The organism is Micromonospora sp. NBC_01412, assembly GCF_045040215.1.
Classification (GTDB): domain Bacteria; phylum Actinomycetota; class Actinomycetes; order Mycobacteriales; family Micromonosporaceae; genus Micromonospora; species Micromonospora rubida.
On sequence record NZ_CP109528.1, the window covers coordinates 6,546,980 to 6,568,594 of the forward strand.

The following is a 21,615-nucleotide window of genomic DNA, read 5'->3' on the forward strand; positions in this document are numbered from 1 at the left end:
TCTGCGGGGGCCCAAGGGTTACGAAAGGCGTGAGACGTGGCGGTAGCAGGGTTCTCGGGGATCCACCACATCGCGCTGAACGTGCGCGACCTCGACGCCTCGGTGCGCTGGTACAGCGCCATCCTGGACTTCTCGCCGCTGTTCCGGTGGGACACCGACAGCTTCGACCGGCAGCTGATGCGCCACCCGAGCGGGGTCGTCATCGGGTTGACGACGCACAAGCACGCGGATGCCGGCGCGGAATTCAGTGAACATCGGACGGGACTCGACCACCTGGCGTTCGCGGTGCGGACGCGGGCCGAACTGGAGGCGTGGGCCTCCCGGCTGACGGGTGCCGGCGTCGCGCACTCCGGGATCACAGTCACGCCACCGATGGGCTTCACGCTGATCGCGTTCCGGGACCCGGACAACATCCAGCTCGAGATGTACCTGGCGGAGAACGCCCCGGATCGCTGAGCGGCGGCGGCCTCCGTCGCGCCGCAGCGGAGCCGGCGCTCGATGGCCGACTGCGTTCGGCCTGACGGCGGAGTGCGGGAGATCTGACGCTGAGTGACCATGGCGGCCCGCAGGACCTCCGTGTTGCCTGAGTCTGTGTCGGTTCCGCCAACCGTTCGACGTCGCCGCCCCGGCGGAGGCCCGGGACGAGGTTCGAGGGCCGGCGGCGCGGTGCGGCGGTGGGGGTCTCGTCCGCGTGTGCCAAGCGCTTGATGCCACGCGACGTGCGCCGCTAGCCTGTCGGGGATCATTCGTCGCGGGCGGCTCGGAGTCGCGCCTCAGGGGGTTCGTGTGCCGGAAGCCGCATTGCTCCACCTGGTCCGGGCGGCGGCCTCTGACGGTGTGCGAGTGGGCCCCGGGATCGCCTCCGATCCGGACGGTCAGGTCACTGACTGTTACCGGCAGAGGCGGCTCGGGCGCCGCTCCGCCAGCCGCTCCGCTTGCGTTCGGTGGGCCGCAGCAGACGACCGCCATGACGTCCTCGACGCCGATCCGGTGAGGTGAACCGTGTTGTCCGCGAAGGAACGGGCACCGCAGCTGCATGAGCAGTCGAATTTCTTCCGCAGCGGCGGTCATTCGCTGCTCGCCGCGAAACTGGCACAACAGGTCACCAGGTCGACCGGGGTGAATGTGCCGTTGGCGGCGGTCTTCTCGGCACCGACACCGCAGGCGCTGGCCGGGTTCGTGCTGAACCAGCAATCGGATGGGGCATGACGATGAGGCTCGGACTCAGTCTCGGTATGTTGCACGACCGGACCAGTCTCGACGATCTGTTGGCGTTGGCGCAGGCGGCGGACCAGTTGGGGTACGACGCGCTGTGGATCGCCGAGGCGTACAGCAGCGACGTGCCGAAGCTGCTGGGCTGGCTGGCCCCGCAGACCGAGCTGATCGACCTGGGCGCGGCGGTCATGCAGATTCCGGCGCGGGCGCCGACGATGACGGCGATGACCGCGGCGACGCTCGATCTGGCCAGCGGGGGCCGGTTCCGATTGGGGCTGGGGATCTCCGGCCCGGTGGTGTCGGAGGGCTGGTACGGGGTGCCCTTCGGGCAGCCGTTGACCCGCACCCGGGAGTACGTGGCCGTGGTCCGCGCGGCACTGACCCGCCGGCCGGTCCGGTTCGCCGGGCGGCACACGACGTTGCCGCTGCCCGGGGCGCCGGGTGAGCCGCAACGGTTGACGATGCGCCCCCTGCGGAGTGACCTGCCGATCTACCTGGCGGCGTTGGGGCCGAAGAATCTGGAACTGGCAGGGGAGATCGCCGACGGATCGCTGTCGCTTTTTCTGCCGCCGGAGGGCAGGGTCATTGCGTTGTCGCGGGTGCGGTCCCTGGTTGGCCCGGGCCGGTGGCTGGTGGCGGTGGCCGGTGGCCTGTGGCCGGGGCGGAGCTGTGGCCGGGGCGGTCGATGCGGTGGGGCGGCGCCTATGGAGCTGAGTCGTCCACGTCATCACCGCCGGTCGGGCCACCGCCGTCGCGCTACCCACCGCCGTCGCGTTACCCACCGCCCCGTCGGGTCGTCGCTTGCGGTCGCCGAGCACGGCGAGGATGGCTGATGTCGTATCCGACTCAGCTCCATAGGCACCGGGAGACATACCTGCCGTGGAGCGGCACCCACGCCAGGACCCCTCAGACATCCTGATCGAAGCGCTCCCGCCCGACTCGCAATCGCCGTGTGAGTAACGCTCCACATCCGCTGAGGCATGGGCGTCGGCACGCCAGTGGACGCGCAGTGATTCCTCGAGGTACGCGAAGTCGTGTTCGGCCGCCCGCACTGCGGTCAGGCGTTCCCGAGCGGGTAGTAGTCGGTGCCCATGAGCCGGCGGACGTCGGTGAGGGTCTGTCGCGCGATCCCGGAAGCGTGTTCGTTCCCCGTTTTGAGGACGGACATCAGATGGCCGGGATCAGTCAGCAGCGCGCTGCGGCGCTCGCGGATCGGGCGGAAGAACTCGTTCACCGCCTCCGTCACGGCCTTCTTCAGCCCGGCACCGCCGCTGTCGGCACAGGCGGCCGCGAACTCCTCGGGACTCTGCCCCGCCGCCAGAGAGCCCAGCAGCACCAGGTTGGAGACCTCCGGTCGCTGATCCGGATCGTAGGTGACCTCCCTGATCGAGTCGGTCTTCGCACCCTTGATCAGTTTTGCGGTCTGCTCGGCCGTGGCACCGAGGTTGATGGAGTTGTTGAGGCTCTTGCCCATCTTCTTGCCATCGACCCCCAGCAGCAGAGGGGCGTTGCTGAGCAGGATCTCAGGCTCAGGGAAATAGGCCTCACCGGCACCGAACCGCTCGTTGAACCGCCGGGCGATGTCCCGGGTCACCTCCACGTGCGGCAACTGGTCCTTCCCGCCAGGCACCAGGTTTCCCTTGCAGAACAGAATGTCTGCGGCTTGGTGAACCGGATAGGTGAACATCAAGCCATTGACCTGCGGCCGGTTGGAGGAACGAATCTCCTCCTTGACAGTCGGGTTCCGCTGCAACTCGCTGACCGAGACCAGGCTCAGGAATGGCAACATCAACTGGTTCAGCTCAGGCACGTAACTGTGCGCGAAGATCGTGCATCGCTGGGGATCGAGCCCGATGGCGAGATAGTCGGCCATGCATTCGAGAACATTCTGGCCGATCTCGGCGCTGATGTCACGATCCGTGAAGACCTGGTAGTCGGCGAGCAGGACGAACAGCTCGACGCCGAGGTCTTGCAGGCGGAGCCGGTTCTGCAGAGTGCCGAAGTAGTGCCCGACGTGCAACCGGCCGGTGGGGCGCTCCCCCGTCAGCATCCGGAACCGCTCGGGATGCTCCGAAATCTCCCGCACGAGGGCGGGGTTACGGGCTATCGCCGCAGCGAGCGGGGCATTTGGGGCCTCAGTCATCGGGCAAGTGTAATCGGGTCGAGGAGGTGTGGTCGACGGGAGGGTGGTCGGGCAGGGTGTGCCTGCCATTCGCGGGCTGGCACCCGGCAGGCTCGCCCAGTAGGGCGGCAGGCGGCGTCGGGAATCTGTTCCCGCCCCAGCACTCAACGTAGAACACCTCGCCGTGACGCCTCCGGTCGCGCAAGTGCAGTGGCCTGCGCGCATCAAGCGGATCGCGCGTAGGGAAAGGGAGCACAGATGCGGTTCCTTGCGGGCGCACGCCCGACCGGATCACTTCACGTCGGACACTACTTCGGCATGCTGGACTCGCTGGTGCGGCAGGCCAACGACGAGAATGCCGAGCTGTTCTTCGTCGTCGCGGACCTGCACATGTTCACGACGAACGCGACCCGATCCTCGACCGCCGTCATCCAGGACCGGATCCTCAACCTGATCGCGGACTGCGTGTCGGTGGGTCTCGATCCGGACCGGTGCACCTTCTACGTCCAGTCCGACGTCCCCAGCCAGGCCCGCCTGTACGCCATCATTCAGAGCCTGGTTCGGGTGCGGGCGCTGCGGGACCAGATCAGCTTCAAGGCCATGCTCGGCGGTCGCGCCATTGAGGACGCGTCGCTCGGTCTGCTCGGCTACCCGGTGCTCGAGGCGGCGGATGTGATCGGGCTCGGCGCGACCGACGTGGCCGTGGGCGACCAGAACGTCGACCACGTGACGATCGCGCGGGAGATCGTCGCGGAACTGGAGCAGGAGTTCGCACTGCGCCTGCCCGCGCCGACCGCGGTGTTCCGCGAGACCAGGGACCTCATCGGCCTCGACGGCGCCAACAAGATGAGCAAGAGCCTCGGCAACGCCATCGAGCTCTCGGCCACCTCCGAGGAGGTGGCCAAGGCGGTGGACGCGATGGCCTACCGGGGATCGGACGGCCAGCTGCTCGCTCCGGCCCTGCTCGACGTCATCGGCTCGCCGGAGTCCGCGGCGGAGGTTCGTGTCGGCCTCGAGTCGGGCACCCTGTCGTGGAACGCCGCTCGCGACCTGGTGACGCGGGCCTTCGAGGCGTTCCTCGAGCCGATCCGCGCCCGCCGTACGGCGTGGGAGCCGGACCACCTGCGTGATGTGCTGCGCACCGGCGCGCAGCGTGCCGAGGTCCTCTCCGGAGCCACGCCCGCGGCGGTGCTCCCGGCGGTCCCGTGGGGGAGTGGACCCGTGGTCGGGCGTCTTGTAGGTGACCAGGGGAACCGTGGCGGCCACGGGGGTGGCCAGGTCGTGGTCGACGAGGTCGGCGATCACCTGCTCGATGCGCTTGTAGGCGGTCGGGGCCAACTCGAAGAGCAGCTGGCGGTCGCCGCACACCACCAGCGACCCCACCGGTGTGCGGCGCAGCTCCTCGACGGTGTGCTTGGCCCGGCCCCGGCGCAGGGCGTCGGCGCGCGACATCTTGCGGCCCGCGCCGTGCGCCACGGAATGGTTGGCGTCCGGTCCGGCGTGGGCGGCGACCAGGTAGGAACGGGTGCCACGCGTGCCGGCGACGAGCACGTCGCGGCCGTCACCCGGCGCCGCCCCCTTGCGGTGTAGGTAGACCCCGTCGCGGACCTCGACCAGGTTGTGGCACTCGTCGACGATTGGCTCGGTGGGCTCGGCTCCCAGGGCGTGGGCGACCCGGGCGGCCATGATCCGCCGGTTGAGCGAGCCCCAGCGTACGGCGTCGTCATGCATCCTCAGGTAGGCGTCGGGATCCGGGGCGGGACCCGCGCCGTGGACCTCGGTGTGCGAACGGAGGATCCGCTCGCCCAGCCCTCGGGAACCACTGTGGACGATGAGCACGAGGTCGCCGGCGGCGAGCCCGAGACGGTTCGCGTGGTCCGGTTCGAGGACGGTGTCGATCCGTGCCAGCTCGACGAAGTGGTTACCCCGACCGACCGTCCCGAGGCCCTCGACGTGACCGGCGGGAACGTCGCCCGTCACGACGGCCCAGGCCGGGTCGTCGGCATCACGCTCGGGGTCCAACGCGCGGTCGAGGTCGGGAAACCGGGCGGCGAGGCGTTCGGGCACGGCGCGCCTGAGCTTGAGTGGGAACACGGCGATGCCGCAACCGATGTCGGAGCCCACCAGGAACGGGTACAACACGGTGGACGACATGGCGGCACCGATGGGTGCGCCCTTGCCGGGGTGCAGGTCCGGCATGGCGGCGACGTGGATCATGCCGTCGAGGGTGGCCACCTGGTGGCACTGCGCGAGGGCGTCGGACTCGATCCAGCTCGTGGGGGAGGCGAACACGGTGACGGTGGCCGAACCCGCGGCCGGGGCGGACCGCGGCAGGGAACCCTGCCGGAAGGATGGCTGAGACAAGGACGCTCACTTTGCTGAAAGCGGTCATGGACGGACGGCATGACGGCGCGGGTCGGCGCCGTGCGGCCGTGGAGCAGCTGGGTGCGGTCCGTCAGAACGTCATGGACCCAGCCTCCCGGAGCCCACCGCGCGCAGCAAACGCTTTTCGGCCGGGTGCGCCGCCCGGGCGGTTGCGCCCGTGGTGCCGCAGTCGTGACCGTCAGCCCGCCCTGCTCGGGGTCATCCGGCCATCGCGCGACGGCAGCGGTCGAGTTCCGCGCGCAGGTCGCGCCGTAGTGCCCGGTCCAGGCCGGGCTGGGCGAGCGCGTGGGTGAAGTCCTGGGCGGCCTCGTCCCACCGTCGCAGCCGCATCAGCGCCGTGCCCCGGTTGTAGCGGGGCACCGGCGCCGCCGACAGCGCCACGGCCCGGTCCAGGTCGGCCACGGCGGCCGCCACGTCGCCGCGTTCGAACCGGACGGCGGCCCGGTTCGTCCACGCCTCGACCAGCTCCGGATCACCGGCCAGGGCCCGGGTGAGCAGCTCGTCGGCCTCGGCGAGGCCGCCGCGCTCCGAACGGATCAGCCCGAGGGTGCACAGCAGCGCCGGCTCCTGCGGGGCCAGCGCCAGGCCGGTTCGCGCGCCCGCCTCGGCCGCGTCGAGCGCGCCGCGTTCCACGTGCAGGTTGACCAGGGCGATCCGGGCGTCGAGGTGCCCGGGGTCGATGGCGAGCACCCGGTCCAAATCCGCACGCGCCCGCTCGGGGCGGCCCCGCTCCTGTTGGAGCACGGCCCGGTTGTAGTACGCCTCGGGCAGGTGCGGTCCCAGGCGGATCGCGGTGTCGTAGTCCCTGATCGCGGCCGAGGCCCGCCCCGCCGCCCGGTGCAGGGCGGCCCGGTCCACGTAGTACTCGCAGTTGCCGGGGTCGTGGGCGATCACGGTGTCGAGATCGGCCAGGGCCTGCGCCGGATCGCCGAGGGCCAGGTGCACCTGCGCCCGGTTGTGGCGCAGCCGGGCCAGATCCTGCGGGCGTTCGCCGGGGCCGAGTACCGCCGTCAGCCTGGCCAGCCCGTCGTCGATCAGCCGCAACGCGCGGGCGGGGTCGCCCGCCCTGCTGTCCAGCAGCGCCAGGCCCTGCTCGTAGAAGACGGTGGACAGCATCCGCTGCCGAGGGTCGTCCAGGCCGGCGGCGAGGTGGACCGCCCGTTCCAGCCACAGTCGGGCCTGCGCCGGGTCCTGGTCGGCCGCCGGCAGGTGCCGGGCGTACAGCATGGCGGTGGCGTACGCGGCCGACATGGTGATCTTCGGGTCGTCGGTGGCGGCGCGGGCCTCGCGGTAGAGGTCGAGCGCCTCGGTGGCCTCGTCCAGCGCCGCCAGGGCGGTGGCCAGACCGGTGGTGAACGCCCACCAGTGGCGCAGGTCGCCGCCCGGGGTCACCGTGGCGCGCCCGCGCCGCGCCACCCGGGCCGCGTGGTGGTAGAAGCCGCGGGCCAGGCTGTCGCCGAGGGCCGTGCGCGTGGCTTCCGGCGTCGGGTCGGCCGCAGCCGGCTCGCGGTCGCCGCCGTCGCGCAGGTCCAGGCGTACCGGGGACGACCCGACCCGACGGGCCAGCGCGTCCAGTAGCTCGCGGGTGGTCTCGTCGGCGCTGGCGACGTGGTCGAACCGGATCGTGACCGGGCGCCGGAGCCTGTCAGCCCAGGCCGCCACGAACTCCGTCGCGCCGTAGGCCAGGCAGGCGGTGCGCCGGGCGGGATGGAACCGGATCGGCTCCTCCTCGGCGGCCGGTCGTGCCGCGTGGTCGAGCCGGGGCGCGATGGCGTACAGCTCGACCTCGTGGCGGGACGCCAGGCGCGGCCGTTCGGCGGCGATCCGGCCGAGGAAGTCCGCGACCCCGGCGTACGGCCCGTAGGCGCGGTGGCAGTCGTAGTGGCCCGGCTCGCCGGTCACGGCCGTGCCCGTCGCCGTAGTGGCGGGCGCCCGAGAGCGCCCGCCGTGCCGGGAACTACCAGCACCACTCGATCCAGAGCCGGCGGGCACCGGACACCAGGCGCAGCGCGCTCGTGCGTCGGACGGTCATCTTCTTCACGGGAACCTCCACTGTGACTCGCTTCAGGACTGAGGCAGAGCGTAAACCCGATCTAGAAGAATATGAAGACCGCTCGCGACCATTCTGGTGCGGCCCGTCCGAGGATCCGCCAGGTGGGGTGAGGTGGGGTGGAGCGCGGTGGGCAGCCGCTGACGATGATCCGCGCCGACCCGGGCGGTCGGCGTGGTCAGGGCCGCTGTTCGTCGTCGCCCACCGTCTCGCTCTCACCGTCGTGCTGGTAGCGCACGGCCAGGTGCTCGTCCGGCTGCCCCGCCTCCGCGAGGGTGTGGTGCGGGTCGCCGTCGGGGGAGAAGAGGACACGGTCGGTCTTGGGGGTCTTCTCCTGCTCTTCCTCCGGTTCGGTCATCAGTCGCCTCCCACTGCTCAGTCTCCGGCCCCGTGACGGAGGGTGCCCACTGACAACGCTACGACGCCGTGCTCGCCCACAGGCGCGATCGGCGACTCTCGCGGGACATGGTTCGGCCCCGGCGGCTCGGTGGCGGCGTACCGCGCCGGCCCCCCTGGTTCCTGACGGGCCCGGTCCGCCTGGTTCCTGACGGGCCCGGGCGCGGCCCCGTCGGCGCCCCGGGCGGCCTCGCTGGCCGTGCGACCCGGCGGGCGGCCCGACCCGCCGGGGGTGCCCGAGCAACTCCCACCGACACCGATTCCCGCCGAATCGATCCTGTCCCGCCATCCGGTCGGGCAGGTGCGCGGACCGGCCCGACCGGGCCGCCGACCTCGGTTGCTGACCTGCGGAGACTCGACGAATAGCCGCTAATCGCCTGACTCGCCACTCGTCGGGCTGTCGGGACCCAAGGTGTGAGAAGTGGTCGAGTCCGGCCAACCATCACTCTTGCAATCATTGTTAAACCTATGAATACTTCGACGCCTCCGATCGGGTGAGCCTCACCAACCGATCGGCTGCCCGGGGCCACCCGAAAGGGTGGCCCGTGCTCAGCTCCATGGAGGTATCCACATGCGACTCTCCGGGTCCCCGCTGCGCCACGTCACCGCTCTTTCGGTGGCCGGCGCCCTGGTCGTCGGAGCGCTGACCAGCGTTCCCGCTCAGGCCGCACCCGCGAAGAACGCCTCCCCCGACCAGGCCACCGCGCTCGCCGCCGCACTCGGCGGGCGCTCCGGCGGGGCGTACGCCCAGGCCGACGGCACCATGGTCGTCACCGTGACCGACGACGCCGCCGCCCGAAAGGTCCGCGCGGCCGGCGCCACCCCGAAGCTCGTCACCCGTGGCGCGGACGACCTGGCCCGCGCCACCGCCACCCTCGAGGGCTCCGCCCGGATCCCCGGCACGGCGTGGTGGACCGACCCGGCGACCAACGAGGTCGTCGTCTCCGTCGACAGCACCGTGACCGGCGCGAAGCTCCAGCGCGTCGAGGCCGTCGCCGGCCGGCTCGGCGGGACTGTCCGGATCGAGCGGGAGGCCGGGAAGCTCAGCACCCGGGCCGCCGGCGGCGAGGCCATCTGGGCCGAGGGCGGCGGTCGCTGCTCGCTCGGCTTCAACGTGCGCAGCGGCGACAGCTACTACTTCCTCACCGCCGGGCACTGCACCGCCATCGCCGCCAACTGGTACGCCGACTCCGCGCAGAGCAGCCCGCTCGGCTCCGGCGGCACCGGCAGCTTCCCCGGCGACGACTACGGCATCGTCCAGCACAGCAACTCGGCCGCCGCCGACGGCAGCGTCGACCTCTACGACGGCACCACGCGGGACATCACCGGCGCGGCCGACGCCTTCGCCGGGCAGTCGGTGCAGCGCTCCGGCAGCACCACCGGCCTGCACGGCGGCGCTGTCGAGGCGGTCGGCGCGACGGTGAACTACGCCGAGGGCACGGTCACCGGACTGATCCGCACCACGGTCTGCGCCGAGCCGGGCGACAGCGGCGGCGCGCTCTTCAGCGGCAGCGCCGCGGTGGGCCTGACCTCGGGCGGCAGCGGTGACTGCTCCTCCGGCGGGACGACCTACTTCCAGCCGGTCACCGAGGCGCTGAGCGTCTACGGGGTGGAGATCATCTGATCGACGTGCCACCAGTGAGGGCCGCCGCGACACGGGCGGCCCGCACTGGTGATTTCGCCGATGCGGGACCGGCGGGGCACCCCTGACACTGATCTACGTCGATATCGCCCCGACCGGCAGGGAGTACCCGACGTGCGATCAACCATCACCCGCCCCCGTCCCGCCGTCCGTGTCCTGGCCCGACTGGCCCTGGCCGCCGTCCTGGCGTCCGTGGGCGTCGCGACGGCCTCGTCCGCCGCCCAGGCCGCGGACAACCCCCACGAGCGCGGCCCGGCTCCGACCAGCGCCATCCTGGAGGCCAATCGCGGCCCCTTCGCCACCGCCTCGCAGGACGTCTCGTCGCTGAGCGTCACCGGATTCGGCGGCGGGGTCATCTACTACCCGACCAGCACCAGCGAGGGCACCTTCGGCGCCGTCGCCATCTCACCCGGATACACGGCCAGATGGTCCAGCCTGAGCTGGCTCGGGCCGCGGATCGCCTCGCACGGGTTCGTGGTCATCGGCATCGAGACCAACACCGTCTTCGACCAGCCGGACAGCCGGGGCCGCCAACTGCTGGCCGCGCTGGACTACCTGGTCCAGCGCAGCTCCGTGCGCGGCCGGATCGACGCCACCCGGCTCGCCGTGGCGGGACACTCGATGGGCGGCGGGGGGAGCCTGGAGGCCGCCGCCGCGCGGCCCTCGCTGCAGGCCGCCGTGCCGCTCGCGCCGTGGAACCTCACCAAGAACTGGTCGAACCTGCGGGTGCCGACGCTGATCGTCGGTGGTGAGTCCGACACCGTGGCCCCGGTCCTGTCGCACTCCGAGCCGTTCTACAGCAGCATCCCGGCGTCGTCGGAGAAGGCGTACCTGGAGCTCAACGGGGCGAGCCACTTCTTCCCGCAGACGGTCAACACGCCCACGGCGAAGCAGGCGGTGGCCTGGTTGAAGCGGTTTGTCGACGACGACACCCGGTACGAGCAGTTCCTCTGCCCGGGGCCCAGCGGCTTCGAGGTCGAGGAGTACCGCAGCACCTGCCCCAGCTCCTGAGCGCGATCGGGGCGGCGGCCACGAGCCGCCGCCCCGCCCCGGGCCCGGGGCGGCGGGCTTTCGTATTGCCCGGCGACGGTTGATGCTGCATTGACAGTGCAAAGACAATTCCGGGGAGTTGTGTGTGCCGGGCGCCATTGCCGACCGGCTGCGGCGCATGGTCGCCGAGCTGCTGCGGCGGCGCGAGCCCGCAGCCGACCGCGCCGGCTTCCTTCGCGCCCGGTTCGACACCGGGCTGGCCTGGGTGCCCACTCGTCGACAGCCAGGCATCGAAGACATTGACGAGACTGCTCGGAAATGTACACTGCCAGTGTAAATAACATTCGCGGGTCTGGGGGTGCGTGATGGAGCAAGGGCTCGCACTGCACCACGTCGGGGTGCGCTTCGGGGGCCTCACCGCCCTCGACGACGTATCGTTGCGGGCGCCCGCCGGCCGGGTGGTGGGCGTGATCGGCCCAAACGGGGCCGGCAAGACCACCCTGTTCAACGTCATCTGCGGCTTCGTCACGCCCCAGTCGGGTTCGTTGACCCTCGACGGCCGGTCGCTGCGGCCACGACCGCACCAGCTCACCCGCCTGGGCATCGCCCGGACCCTGCAGGGAACCGGTCTGTTCGCCGGGCTCACCGTGCTGGAGAACGTCATGACCGGCGCCTCGCACACCGCCCGGGCCGGCTTCCTCTCAGCCCTGCTCGGCCTGCGTCCCAGCGACCGCGACGAGCGCCGGCTGCGCCGGCACGCCCTCGACACCCTCGACGGGCTCGGCATCGCCGGGCACGCCGGCGCCCTGCCGGGAACCCTGCCCTTCGCCGTACGCCAGCGGGTCGCCCTGGCCCGCGCGCTCGCCGCCCGCCCCCGGCTGCTCCTGCTCGACGAACCCGCCGGCGGCCTCGGCGCCGACGACATCGCCGAGCTGGCGACCCTGATCCGTGACCTGCCCCGCCGCGACACCGACCCCTGCGCCGTGCTGCTGGTCGAGCACCACATGGACCTGGTGATGTCGGTCTGCGACGAGATCGTGGTGCTCGACTTCGGCCGGGTCATCGCCGCCGGCACTCCCGACGAGGTCCGCGCCGCCCCGGCGGTCACCGACGCCTACCTCGGCGTCGCCGCCGGCGAGGCGGCGCAGTGAGCGCCGACGCCCTGCTCGCCGTCCACGGGCTGGTCGCGGGCTACGGCGCGGCGCCGGTGCTGCACGCCGTCGACCTCGCCGTCCCGCCCGGCGCCATCGTGGCGGTCGTCGGCGCCAACGGGGCCGGCAAGACCACCCTGCTGCGCACCCTCTCCGGCATGCTGCGCCCCACCACCGGCCGCATCGTCCTCGACGGCGAGGACCTGCGCGGCGTGCCGGTGGAGCAACTCGTCCGGCGGGGCCTGGCCCACGTACCGGAAGGGCGTGGCGTGGTCGGCGAGCTCACCGTGGACGAGAACCTGCGACTCGGCGGACTGTGGCGGCGCGACCGGGCGGACGCCCGTCGCGCCCTCGACGAGGTCTACCAGCTCTTCGATCCGCTGGCCCGGCGGCGCGGACAACTCGGCCACCAGCTCTCCGGCGGGGAACGGCAGATGCTCGCCCTCGGCCGGGCCCTCGTCGGCCGACCCCGCCTGCTGCTGCTCGACGAACCGTCGCTCGGCCTGGCGCCCCGGGTGGTCGGCCAGATCATGGCCCTGCTGCGGCGGCTACGCGACAGCACCGGGCTGACCGTGCTGCTCGTCGAGCAGAACGTCCGCAGCGCCCTGTCCGTCGCCGACCAGGGTGTGGTGATGGCCCTCGGCCGGGTCGTCACCACCGCCCCGGCCGCCCGGCTGCGCGACGACGACGACCTGCGCCATACCTACCTCGGTTTCTGACCACCCCGTCCGCCGGAAGGAGGACCGTTGGACCGCTTCCTCTTCCTCACCCTCGACGGTCTGTCGAGGGGCGCGGTCCACGCCGCGTTCGCCCTGGCCCTGGTGCTCATCTGGCGGGCCGCCCGCATCGTCAACTTCGCCCAGGGAGCGATGGCCGTCGCCGCCGCCTACGCCGCCTACACCGTGTCCGCCGAGACCGGCTCCTACTGGCTCGGTCTCCTGGCCGCGCTCGCGGCCGGCCTGGCCCTCGGCGCGCTCGTCGACGTGACCGTCATGCGTTTCGTCGACCACCGGTCCCCGCTCAGCCCGGTCATCGTCGCGCTCGGGCTGGTCCTGCTGATCCAGGCCGTGCTGGGCATGATCCACGGCAACGAGTTCCTGCCCGCCGAGACCCCGTTCTCCCGGGCCGCCCTCACCGTGGGCGGGCTCGCCGTCCTCTCGCCGTACGACCTGTTCGTCTTCGCCACCGTCGGGGTGGTGGTCGCCGCGCTCGCCTGGACCTTCACCCGCACCGCGGTCGGCCTGCGGATGCGCGCCGCGGCGTTCGCCCCCGAGGTCTCCCGGCTGCTCGGGGTCAACGTCGGCGGCATGCTCACCCTCGGCTGGGCCCTCGCCTCCGGCGTCGGCGCCCTGGCCGCCATGCTGGTCATCCCCACCGAGCTCGGCCTGCACCCGCACGCGATGGACCTGGTCTTCGTCTCGGCGTTCACCGCGGCCGTCGTCGGCGGGCTGGACAGCCCGCCCGGTGCCGTCGTCGGCGGCCTCCTGGTCGGTCTCCTGCTCTCCTACGTCAGCGGCTACGCCGGCAGCGACCTCACCCCCCTCGCCGTGCTCGCCCTGCTGCTGGCGGTGCTGCTGGTCCGCCCCGCCGGCCTGTTCGCCCCGGTCACCGCGAGGCAGGTGTGAGCGCCACCCGGGCGGCGGCCCCACCGGCGAGCCGGAGAACCGCCGCCGGCGTGCGCCCGGCCGAGGGGCCCCGTGGCTCGACCCTGCTGCGCCACCTCGCCGTCGTCGCCGTCGCCGCGCTGCTGCTGGTGGCGGTCAGCTACGGCCTTGAGCCGTTCCGCAACTTCCAGCTCGCCACCGTGGCGGCCTACCTCTGCGCGACCGCCGGGCTGACCGTCCTCACCGGACTGAACGGCCAGCTCTCGCTGGGGCACGGCGCGCTGATGGCCGTCGGCGCCTACACCGCCGCCCTGAGCCAGAACGCGTTCGCCGACCGGGGCGTCACCGGGCAGTGGGTGCTGCCGATCTCGCTTGGCGCGGCCCTGCTGAGCACCGTCGCCGTCGGCGCCGTCATCGGCGTGGCCGCGGCCCGGCTGCGGGGGCCGTACCTCGCCGGCGTCACCCTGGCCGTCGCCGTCGTCGTGCCGGCGCTGACCGTCACCTTCGACGGCGTGTTCAAGGGCGAGCAGGGGCTGTCCGTTCCCGTCGAGCCACCACCGGCGGCGCTCGGCCCCTACTTCCCCTACGAGCGGTGGCAGCTCTGGGTCGCCGGGGCGGCCACCCTGCTCGCCCTGCTGCTGCTGGGCAACCTCGTCCGCAGCCGCTTCGGCCGGACGTTCCGGGCGGTCCGCGACGACGAGGTCGCCGCGCGCCTCGCCGGCATCCACGTCGCCCGCACCCAGGTGCTCGCCTTCGTGGTCAGCGCCGCCGGCGCCGGACTCGGCGGTGCCCTGCTCGCGGTGCTCGCCCAGAGCGCGTCGCCCGGCGCGTTCTCGCTGACCCTGTCGCTCTTCCTGCTCATGGCCGTCGTCATCGGCGGCCTCGGTCGCCTCGCCGGGGCGGTGTGGGGCGCCGTCCTGCTGGTCGCCCTGCCCGACCTGACGCACACCGTGAGCGACCTGCTCACCCTCTCGCCGGCGGTGGCGCAACGGCTGGAGGGGAACCTGCCGCTGGCGATCTTCGGGACCACGTTGGTCGTCGTCATGATCGCCGCCCCCGGCGGCGTGCAGGGCCTGCTGTCCCGCCTCGGCCGCGCTCTGCAGGCCCGCCGACAATCCCGGCGAACCTGAGCTGTTCCTGTCCCACCACGGTCGTCCGGACACCGCCGGCCGCCCGACCACCCGTTCGACCAGAACCAGACCGAGGAAGGTCGATGCCCCACATGCCAGGCCTCGCACCCCGCGCTCTCGCGATCGCCACCTCCATCACCCTGCTCGTCACCGCCGCCGGCTGCGGCGGCGACGCCGGGAGCCGTAGCCCGGTGCCCGGCGTCACGGACACCGAGATCGTCGTCGGCACCCACATGCCGCTCACCGGGCCCGCCTCGGCCGGCTACTCCAAGATCGCGCCTGCCACCAAGGCGTACTTCGACTACGTCAACGCCAACGGCGGCGTGCACGGTCGGAAGATCACCTACAAGGTCATGGACGATGGGTACAACCCGGCGAACACCCAGCAGGTGGTCCGCCAACTGGTCCTGCAGGACAAGATCTTCGCCATCCTCAACGGCCTCGGCACCCCGACCCACGCGGGCGTGGTCGACTTCCTGAAGAGCAACCGGGTTCCCGACCTGTTCGTCGCCTCCGGCAGCCGGAGCTGGGACCAGCCCGACAGGTATCCGGGCACGTTCGGGTTCAACCCCGACTACACGGTGGAGGGCAAGATCCTCGCCCAGCACGTGAAGACCGAGCTGCCCGGTCGCAAGGTCTGCTTCCTCGGCCAGGACGACGACTTCGGCCGCGACAGCCTGGTCGGGGTGGAGAAGGTGCTCGGCGCCGGTGGCGTCGCGGCCCGCCAGACCTACGTCACCAGCAACCCCAACGTCGCACCCCAGATCGGCGCGTTCAAGGCCGCCGGATGCCAGGTCGTCATCCTCGCCACCGTGCCCGGGTTCACCGCGCTCGCCGTCGGCACGGCGGCCCGGCTGCGCTTCAAGCCGCAGTGGCTGGTCTCCAACGTCGGCGCCGACCACCCGACCCTGGCCCGGCAGCTCGGCGCCGGGGCCCCGCTGTTGGAGGGCATGGTCGGCGCTAACTACCTGCCGATGCAGAACGACACCGCCGACCCGTGGATCCAGCTGTTCACCAAGGTCAACATGGCTCACAACGGGGACGCGCCGTTCGACGGCAACACCGTCTACGGCATGGCGGTGGGCTACCTCTTCGTGCAGGTGCTCCTCGCCGCGGGCCGCGACCTCACCCGCGAGTCCGTGACCGAGGCCGTCCGCAAGGGGGGCTACCGGGGGCCCGGGCTTGCCCCGCTCCGCTTCTCCGCCACCGACCACTCCGGCTACGGCGGCCAGCGGCTGACCCGGGTGACCGGGGGAGCGCAGAGCTACTTCGGCCCGGCGTACGAGACCGACGAGGGCGACGGGCCGGTGCGGGAGTACGCGGCCGTGCCGGCGACGCCGCCGGCCAACGGGGTGCCGACCACACCCTGACCGGTCGACGCCGCGCCTCCCGGTCGCTGACCGGCCGGGAGGCGTTGAGCCGGCCCACCGGCCGCCACGCCGTCAGCCGCGCCCGGCCGATCGCCGCGTGCCTAGACTCGGTGCGGTCCGGGGGAGACCACGGTGTGAAGGGGGTGGGCACGGATGGGCGTAGCCGAGGTGCCGGGCCGGGTCGACGGACGGGCTGCCCGGGCCGAACGAACCCGGGCGGCGATCGTCGAGGCGCACCTGGCGCTGATCTCCGAGGGTGACCTGCGGCCGACCGGCGAGCGCATCGCCGAGCGGGCCGGCATCTCCCTGCGCACCCTCTGGACCAACTTCAAGGACATGGAGACGCTGTTCGAGGCCAGCGGGCAGGAGCTGCTCCGGCAGCAGGACGCCGCGTACCGGCCGATCTCGCCCGCGCTGCCGCTGGCCAAGCGGGTCGACGCGTTCTGCCGGCAGCGGGCCAGGCTCCTCCAGCTCATCGCGCCGTCCGCCCGGGCCGCGCAGATGCGCGAGCCGGTCTCCGGGCAGCTGCACCGCAACCGACTCAAGCACATCGCCCGGGTCCGCGACGAGGTCGAGCAGCTCTTCGCCGCCGAGCTGGAGCACGCCGGGCCGGGGCGGGAGCAGTTGGTGAGTGCCCTGGTGGCCACGAGCATGTGGCCGGCCTGGTCGATGCTGCGGGACGGGCTGGGGCTGGGCGTGGACCAGGCCCGCGCGGTGATGACCCGCACGGTGGCCGCCCTGCTGGCCGACCTGGCGGCCCGCTGACGGCCGGCCCGGGCGCCGCGGCGCGACCGTGACCGAGGACGCCTGTGGGTGGCGTAACGGTCATCACCAGCGCATCTGGCTTGGCCCTCCGGAGCGGGGATGCCATGGTGAGGCATGGTCAACCCATCCGGAGCACATCGCACCCCCGCCGAGACGTGGGTGCCGGTCGAGCGGCGCTGGCTGGGCCTGGACCGGCGCAGCCTGGCCCCTGCCCTCGTGGTCGCGGCCATCGCCGTCGTCCTCGTCGTGATCCTGCCGGCAATCGGTCGAGCCGTACCGTCCGACGACCCGATCAGGGCCGGTGACCGGCTCGACCTCGGCGGCGGGATCACCGTCACCCCACCGGTCGGCTGGCAGCTCACCAGCGGCGTACGCGTCGGCGCGAACACGACGGTGCCGACCTCGCCCGGCTCCGCGAACGCGCAGGTGACCCGCAACGGGGTGACGGCCACCATCCACGTGGCGAAGTTCGCCGGCGACCCTGGTGCCCTGCTGGACCAGGTCGAGCGGATCGACGCCGTGTCCCCGGCGCGGCCGAAGTTCGCCGTGGCCGCCGGGCGCGTCACGGTGACCGCGCAGGGCGGGCTCGTCGGGCTGGCCGAGAGCTACGCCAGCGCCTCCTCCGAGGGCGTCGTCGCCGCGTACCAGTTTCCCGTAAGCGGTACCGGAATGACGATCGTCGTAGGCGCGCCCACCGGCCAGTACGCGGCCAACACCGCCGAGATCACCGCCATGCTGCGCAGCGTCACCCCCGAGGAGCCGTCATGACGACCAACGAGACCGGCGACCTCGCCGCCGCGCGGTCCGCGGCGATCGAGGCGTCCGGCTGGGGCGCGCCGTTCCACCTCGTGCAACTGCGCAATGCCTGCTTCTGGGTGTTCGCGTTCGGCATGGCCGCCGGCACGCTTCAGCTCGTCCACTTCTACGTGCCCGGCGTGGGCGCGTACGGCGCCGGGCTCACCATCGGCGTCATCGCGTTCGGCCTGTACACCGTCCCGTGGCTGCTGCTGCTGTCCTACCACAACCGCTACACGTCCCTGCCGCCGAAGCTGCTGTTCGTCGCGTTCGCGTGGGCGTTCGTCGCCTCGACGTACTGGATGGCGGTGCAGGCCAACGGCGCGGTGCTCTCCCTGTACGGCAAGCTGTTCGGCCCCGGCTGGGCCCGCGACTGGGGCCCCGGTCTGACCGCCCCGTTCACCGAGGAGGCGGCGAAGGCCACGGCGCTCGTGCTGCTGCTCGGGCTGGCGCCGCGGCTGGTGCGCAGCCCGTACGACGGGCTGATCATCGGCGCGTTCGCCGGCCTCGGCTTCCAGATCTCCGAGGACGTGTCGTACGCGTTCAACGCCGCCGCCAACGGCTTCGGCGCCGACCAGGTGGCCAGCGCGTGGGGCATCTTCGCGGCCCGGGCCGGTGCCGGGCTCTTCCAGCACGTGCTGTTCAGCGCCGTCTTCTGCTCCGGGCTGATGTGGCTGCTCGGCCGCGGCGGCACCCGGCACCGCGGGCGGGGTCTGCTGCTCATGCTCGGCGCCATGGTCGTGCACAGCGGCTGGGACAATTTCAGCGCGTACGGCTTGAGCATCGCCGGTGTCCTCGGCATTCCGCTCATGATGCTCCTACTGGCCGTGGGCGGCCTCCTGCTGCTGTGGACCGCGTTCCGGCTGGCCGCGCCGCAGGAACAGGCGTGGCTGTACGCCATCCTCGCCCCCGAGGCGGAGCGCGGCCTGCTCACCGACGCGGAGGTGCGGGCCGTCAGTGGGGGATGGAAGACCAGGCGCGCCTACCACAGGTCGATCCATGGCCACCGTGAACGCCGGAGCGCCGACCACACCCTCGCCGCGGCGCACGACCTGGCGCAGGAACTGGCCCGCTGCGGCGGCCGGGACACCCCGGCCGTCGACCATGCCCGGGGCGAAGTCGAGCGCCTGCGTGGGCGCCCGTAGCGCGGCCGCGCAGGCGGCGGCCCGCCCGGGGTGGCCGGGGTGGGCCGTCACCGGCCTCTTTCCAACGGGTTGACGATGGGTGACACTGGCTGCATGGTTAATGCATCGCCAGTGCAAATAACCGTGTTGCGGGGTCGGGACGACGAGTGCCGGGCGATCCGGGGCCTGCTCGACGGCGTGGCGGGCGGCGGGGCAGCGCTGCTGATCCAGGGCGAGCCAGGCTCCGGCCGCACCGCCCTGGTCAACTACGCGCACCGGCAGGCGCGGGCGTGCGCCGTCCTGTCCGGGGCCGGGCTCGCGGAGGAGGCGACGTTGCCCTACGCGGGACTGCAACGACTCCTCGACCCGGTGCTCGACCGGGCCGAATCCCTGCCCGAACGGCAACGCCGCGTGCTGCGGCACGCCCTGGCCGGCGAGGGCTGCCCGGTCGACCATCGCCTGGCGTTCTCGATGGCCGTGCTCGGGCTGCTCGCCGCCGCCGCCCGGGAGCGCCCCCTGCTCTGCACCATGGACGACGTCGACGTCGGCGACCGCCCCACCGCCGACCTGCTGGCGTTCGTCGCCCGCCGCGTGCGCCACCTGCCGGTCGTCGTCGTCCTCACCGGGGCCACCGACACCGCGCCGGGCGGCATCCCCACCCGGCGGCTCCGGGCCCTCGACGAACGTGACAGCCGCGCGGTCCTCGTCGACCGGCTGCCCACCCGCCCGTCCGAACTGGTCGCCACCGCCCTCGGCACGCTCGCCGGGGGCAACCCGCAGGCGCTGGTGGACCTCGCCGGCTCGCTGAGCCCCGCCCAGTGCCGAGGGGAGGAACCCCTGCCCGCCGCGCCACCGGCCGACGGCGCGCTGGGCCGCGGCTACCGGGCCCGGTTGGGCCGGCTCCCGGACGACACCCGACGCGTGCTGCTGCTCGCCGCCCTCGACAGCGAGCTGGACCCGGCCACCCTGGTACGGGCCGCGCGTGCCGCCGGCACGGTGATCGAGGCGCTCGTCCCCGCCGAGGTCACCGGACTGGTCCGCGTCGAGCCGCACGGGGTGACGTTCCCCCACCCGGTGGCCCGGGCGATGGTCGAGGCCACGGCGCCCCTCGCCGAGCGTCGTACGGCGCACCTGCTGCTCGCTGGCCTGCTCGACGGCCCCGGGCGGCGACTGCGCCGGGCCATGCACCTCGCCGCCGCCGCCGACGGCCCCGATCCCGATCTGGCGGGCGAACTGGAGGCTGCGGCGAGTGGCGGTGGGCGGCCGGCCGCACTGTCGGCGGCGCTGCACCGCGCCGCCGAGCTCAGCGCCGAGCCCGCCCGCGCCGCCGCCCGGCTCGTGGACGCCGCTCACCACGCCTGGGCGGCGGGCCAACCGCACCGGGCCCGGCTGCTGCTGGCGGGCCTGCCCACCGCCGCGCCGGAGCCGGCCGGCCGGGCGGCGCTGCTGCGCGGCGAGATGGCACTGCGCTGCGGCCCGACCCCGGTGGCCCTGACGACGCTGCTGGCCGCGGCGGACGCGGTGGCCGGCGCCGAACCCGCCCTGGCCCTCGGCACGCTGGTGCGGGCCGGCGAGGCGGTCTGCTTCGCCGGCGACCAGTACCGCTACGCCGAGGTGGCGCGGCGTGCGCCGGCACTGTGTCGCCCCGGGCAGGGGCCCGGCGCGGAGTTGCTGGCGACCCACGTCGCCGGGGTCGCGGCAACGCTGCGCGGCGACCACGAACGGGCCGGCCCGGCGCTGCGCCGGGTCGTCGTCCTCGCCGACCAGCTGACCGGCCAGGCCCTTACCCCGGCCGCCCTGACCTGCGCCTCGGTGGCCGGTCTCCTGGTGGCCGTGGACGCCACGGCGCACCGGCTCGCCGACCGGGCCGTCGAGCTGGCCCGTACGAGCGGTGAACTGGCAGTCCTGCCGCGGGCGCTGGAGCTGCGGGCGGACGCCGAGTACTGGTTGGGCCGGCACGAGGCGGCGGCGGAGACCTCCCGGGAAGGGCTGCGCCTCGCCCGGATCACCGGCCAGGCCACCTGGGCCGGCGTCCACCTGGGCATGCTGGCGGTGCTCTGCGCCATCCGCGCCGACCGGGACGCCGGCCTGCGGCTGATCCGCCAGATCGGCGAGGCCCCGGCGCCGGAGAGCCGTCCCGCCGCCCTGGCGCGCTGGGCCCTGGCCGTGCTGGACCTGGTCGACGGGCGACCCGGCGACGCCGCGGCCCGGTTGGCGGGCCTGGCCCGGCCCGGCACCGGCCGCGGGCAGGTCCTCGTCCAGGTGATGGCCACGCCGTACCTGGTGGAGGCCGCGGTTCACCCGGCACACCGGCCGGTGGCCGTCGCCGCCCTCGCCGTCTTCGACCGCTGGGCCGACAGTACGGCGAGCCCGTCGCGTCGGGCGCTGTCCGCGCGGTGCCACGCGCTGCTCGCCCCCCGGGGCAGCGCGGAGGCGGAGGAGGGCTTCCGTGCCGCGTTGCGGCTGCACCCGGCGGGCGGGTTCGAGCGGGCCCGCACCGGGCTGCTGTTCGGCCGGGAGTTGCGGCGCAGCCGGCGGCCCCGAGACGCCCGCGAGCACCTGCACGACGCCCGCGAGACGTTCACCGTCCTCGGGGCGACAGCCTTGGCCGAGCAGGCCGCCGCCGAGCTGCGGGCCGCCGGGGAGGCGGTGGGCGGGCCGGACCTGCCGGCGGCGGCGGTGCTGACAGGTCAGCAGCTGCGGATCGCGCAGCTGGTCGCGGAGGGCGCCACCAACCGGGAGATCGCCAGCCGGATGTTCCTCTCCACCCGCACGGTCGACCACCACCTGCGCAACATCTTCCACCGCCTCGGCATCCGCTCCCGCACCCAACTGGCCCGCGCGTTGTCCTAGAGCGTGTATTCGTTGCCTCGGCT

The 21,615-nt window shown here is 73.1% G+C and carries 17 protein-coding genes and 3 pseudogenes; 16 read left to right on the forward strand and 4 right to left on the reverse strand.

Translation table 11 applies throughout. The annotated features are described in order from the left end of the window. Positions 1-36 precede the first annotated feature (36 nt). The 3 genes and pseudogenes from OG617_RS28600 to OG617_RS28610 form a co-directional block, all read left to right on the forward strand. Positions 37-456 carry a VOC family protein gene (locus OG617_RS28600; RefSeq protein WP_405096029.1) on the forward strand — a complete coding sequence of 140 codons (420 nt, stop codon included), beginning with the start codon at positions 37-39 and terminating at the stop codon, positions 454-456. Between the two features lie 546 nt (positions 457-1,002). Continuing rightward, a complete protein-coding gene (locus OG617_RS28605; protein ID WP_405096030.1) occupies positions 1,003-1,209 on the forward strand; it encodes a phosphopantetheine-binding protein in 207 nt (68 codons plus the stop codon). Between the two features lie 2 nt (positions 1,210-1,211). Next, positions 1,212-1,823, forward strand: a pseudogene (locus OG617_RS28610) (LLM class flavin-dependent oxidoreductase); the annotation flags it as partial. Positions 1,824-2,272: 449 nt separating this feature from the next. Here OG617_RS28610 and trpS read toward each other — a convergent pair. After that, entirely contained in the window at positions 2,273-3,358 is a 1,086-nt protein-coding gene (gene trpS, locus OG617_RS28615) for a tryptophan--tRNA ligase (RefSeq protein ID WP_405096031.1), read from the reverse strand. A 237-nt stretch (positions 3,359-3,595) separates the two neighbouring features. Between trpS and OG617_RS28620 the strand changes: the two are divergent. After that, positions 3,596-4,198: pseudogene (locus OG617_RS28620) on the forward strand (tryptophan--tRNA ligase); the annotation flags it as partial. Positions 4,199-4,510: 312 nt separating this feature from the next. Here the strand turns inward: OG617_RS28620 and OG617_RS28625 are convergent. The 3 genes and pseudogenes from OG617_RS28625 to OG617_RS28635 form a co-directional block, all read right to left on the reverse strand. Then, a pseudogene (locus OG617_RS28625) lies at positions 4,511-5,701 on the reverse strand (RNA ligase RtcB family protein); the annotation flags it as partial. 219 nt (positions 5,702-5,920) lie between these two features. After that, positions 5,921-7,624: a tetratricopeptide repeat protein gene (locus tag OG617_RS28630; RefSeq protein ID WP_405096032.1), complete on the reverse strand. Its 1,704-nt coding sequence runs from the start codon at positions 7,622-7,624 to the stop codon at positions 5,921-5,923. A gap of 326 nt (positions 7,625-7,950) precedes the next feature. Then, positions 7,951-8,130, reverse strand: a complete 180-nt coding sequence (locus tag OG617_RS28635) for a hypothetical protein (protein WP_161690845.1) — start codon at positions 8,128-8,130, stop codon at positions 7,951-7,953. A gap of 609 nt (positions 8,131-8,739) precedes the next feature. Between OG617_RS28635 and OG617_RS28640 the strand changes: the two genes are divergently transcribed. From OG617_RS28640 to OG617_RS28695, 12 genes are all read left to right on the forward strand, one after another. Then, entirely contained in the window at positions 8,740-9,792 is a 1,053-nt protein-coding gene (locus OG617_RS28640; RefSeq protein ID WP_405096033.1) for a S1 family peptidase, read from the forward strand. Between the two features lie 132 nt (positions 9,793-9,924). Continuing rightward, positions 9,925-10,821 carry an alpha/beta hydrolase family protein gene (locus tag OG617_RS28645; RefSeq protein ID WP_405096034.1) on the forward strand — a complete coding sequence of 299 codons (897 nt, stop codon included), beginning with the start codon at positions 9,925-9,927 and terminating at the stop codon, positions 10,819-10,821. A gap of 124 nt (positions 10,822-10,945) precedes the next feature. Further along, the gene (locus OG617_RS28650) at positions 10,946-11,137 is read left to right on the forward strand and encodes a hypothetical protein (RefSeq protein ID WP_405096035.1); all 192 of its coding nucleotides are present in this window, start codon (positions 10,946-10,948) and stop codon (positions 11,135-11,137) included. Between the two features lie 28 nt (positions 11,138-11,165). Then, entirely contained in the window at positions 11,166-11,951 is a 786-nt protein-coding gene (locus OG617_RS28655) for an ABC transporter ATP-binding protein (RefSeq protein ID WP_405096036.1), read from the forward strand. Beyond that, the gene (locus tag OG617_RS28660; RefSeq protein WP_405096037.1) at positions 11,948-12,670 is read left to right on the forward strand and encodes an ABC transporter ATP-binding protein; all 723 of its coding nucleotides are present in this window, start codon (positions 11,948-11,950) and stop codon (positions 12,668-12,670) included. Before OG617_RS28655 ends, OG617_RS28660 begins: the two co-directional genes overlap by 4 nt. A 27-nt stretch (positions 12,671-12,697) precedes the next feature. Next, positions 12,698-13,576, forward strand: a complete 879-nt coding sequence (locus tag OG617_RS28665; RefSeq protein WP_405096038.1) for a branched-chain amino acid ABC transporter permease — start codon at positions 12,698-12,700, stop codon at positions 13,574-13,576. After that, positions 13,573-14,685: a branched-chain amino acid ABC transporter permease gene (locus OG617_RS28670; protein WP_405096039.1), complete on the forward strand. Its 1,113-nt coding sequence runs from the start codon at positions 13,573-13,575 to the stop codon at positions 14,683-14,685. Before OG617_RS28665 ends, OG617_RS28670 begins: the two co-directional genes overlap by 4 nt. Before the next feature lie 83 nt (positions 14,686-14,768). Further along, on the forward strand, positions 14,769-16,055 hold the full coding sequence (locus OG617_RS28675) for an ABC transporter substrate-binding protein (RefSeq protein ID WP_405096040.1): 1,287 nt from the start codon (positions 14,769-14,771) through the stop codon (positions 16,053-16,055). A 153-nt stretch (positions 16,056-16,208) separates the two neighbouring features. Beyond that, on the forward strand, positions 16,209-16,820 hold the full coding sequence (locus OG617_RS28680; RefSeq protein ID WP_405096041.1) for a TetR/AcrR family transcriptional regulator: 612 nt from the start codon (positions 16,209-16,211) through the stop codon (positions 16,818-16,820). Between the two features lie 114 nt (positions 16,821-16,934). Next, positions 16,935-17,588 carry a hypothetical protein gene (locus OG617_RS28685; protein ID WP_405096042.1) on the forward strand — a complete coding sequence of 218 codons (654 nt, stop codon included), beginning with the start codon at positions 16,935-16,937 and terminating at the stop codon, positions 17,586-17,588. Then, a complete protein-coding gene (locus tag OG617_RS28690; protein WP_405096043.1) occupies positions 17,585-18,760 on the forward strand; it encodes a PrsW family intramembrane metalloprotease in 1,176 nt (391 codons plus the stop codon). The genes OG617_RS28685 and OG617_RS28690 overlap by 4 nt, the downstream gene beginning before the upstream one ends. A 123-nt stretch (positions 18,761-18,883) precedes the next feature. Beyond that, positions 18,884-21,592, forward strand: a complete 2,709-nt coding sequence (locus OG617_RS28695; RefSeq protein WP_405096044.1) for a LuxR C-terminal-related transcriptional regulator — start codon at positions 18,884-18,886, stop codon at positions 21,590-21,592. Positions 21,593-21,615: the final 23 nt, after the last annotated feature.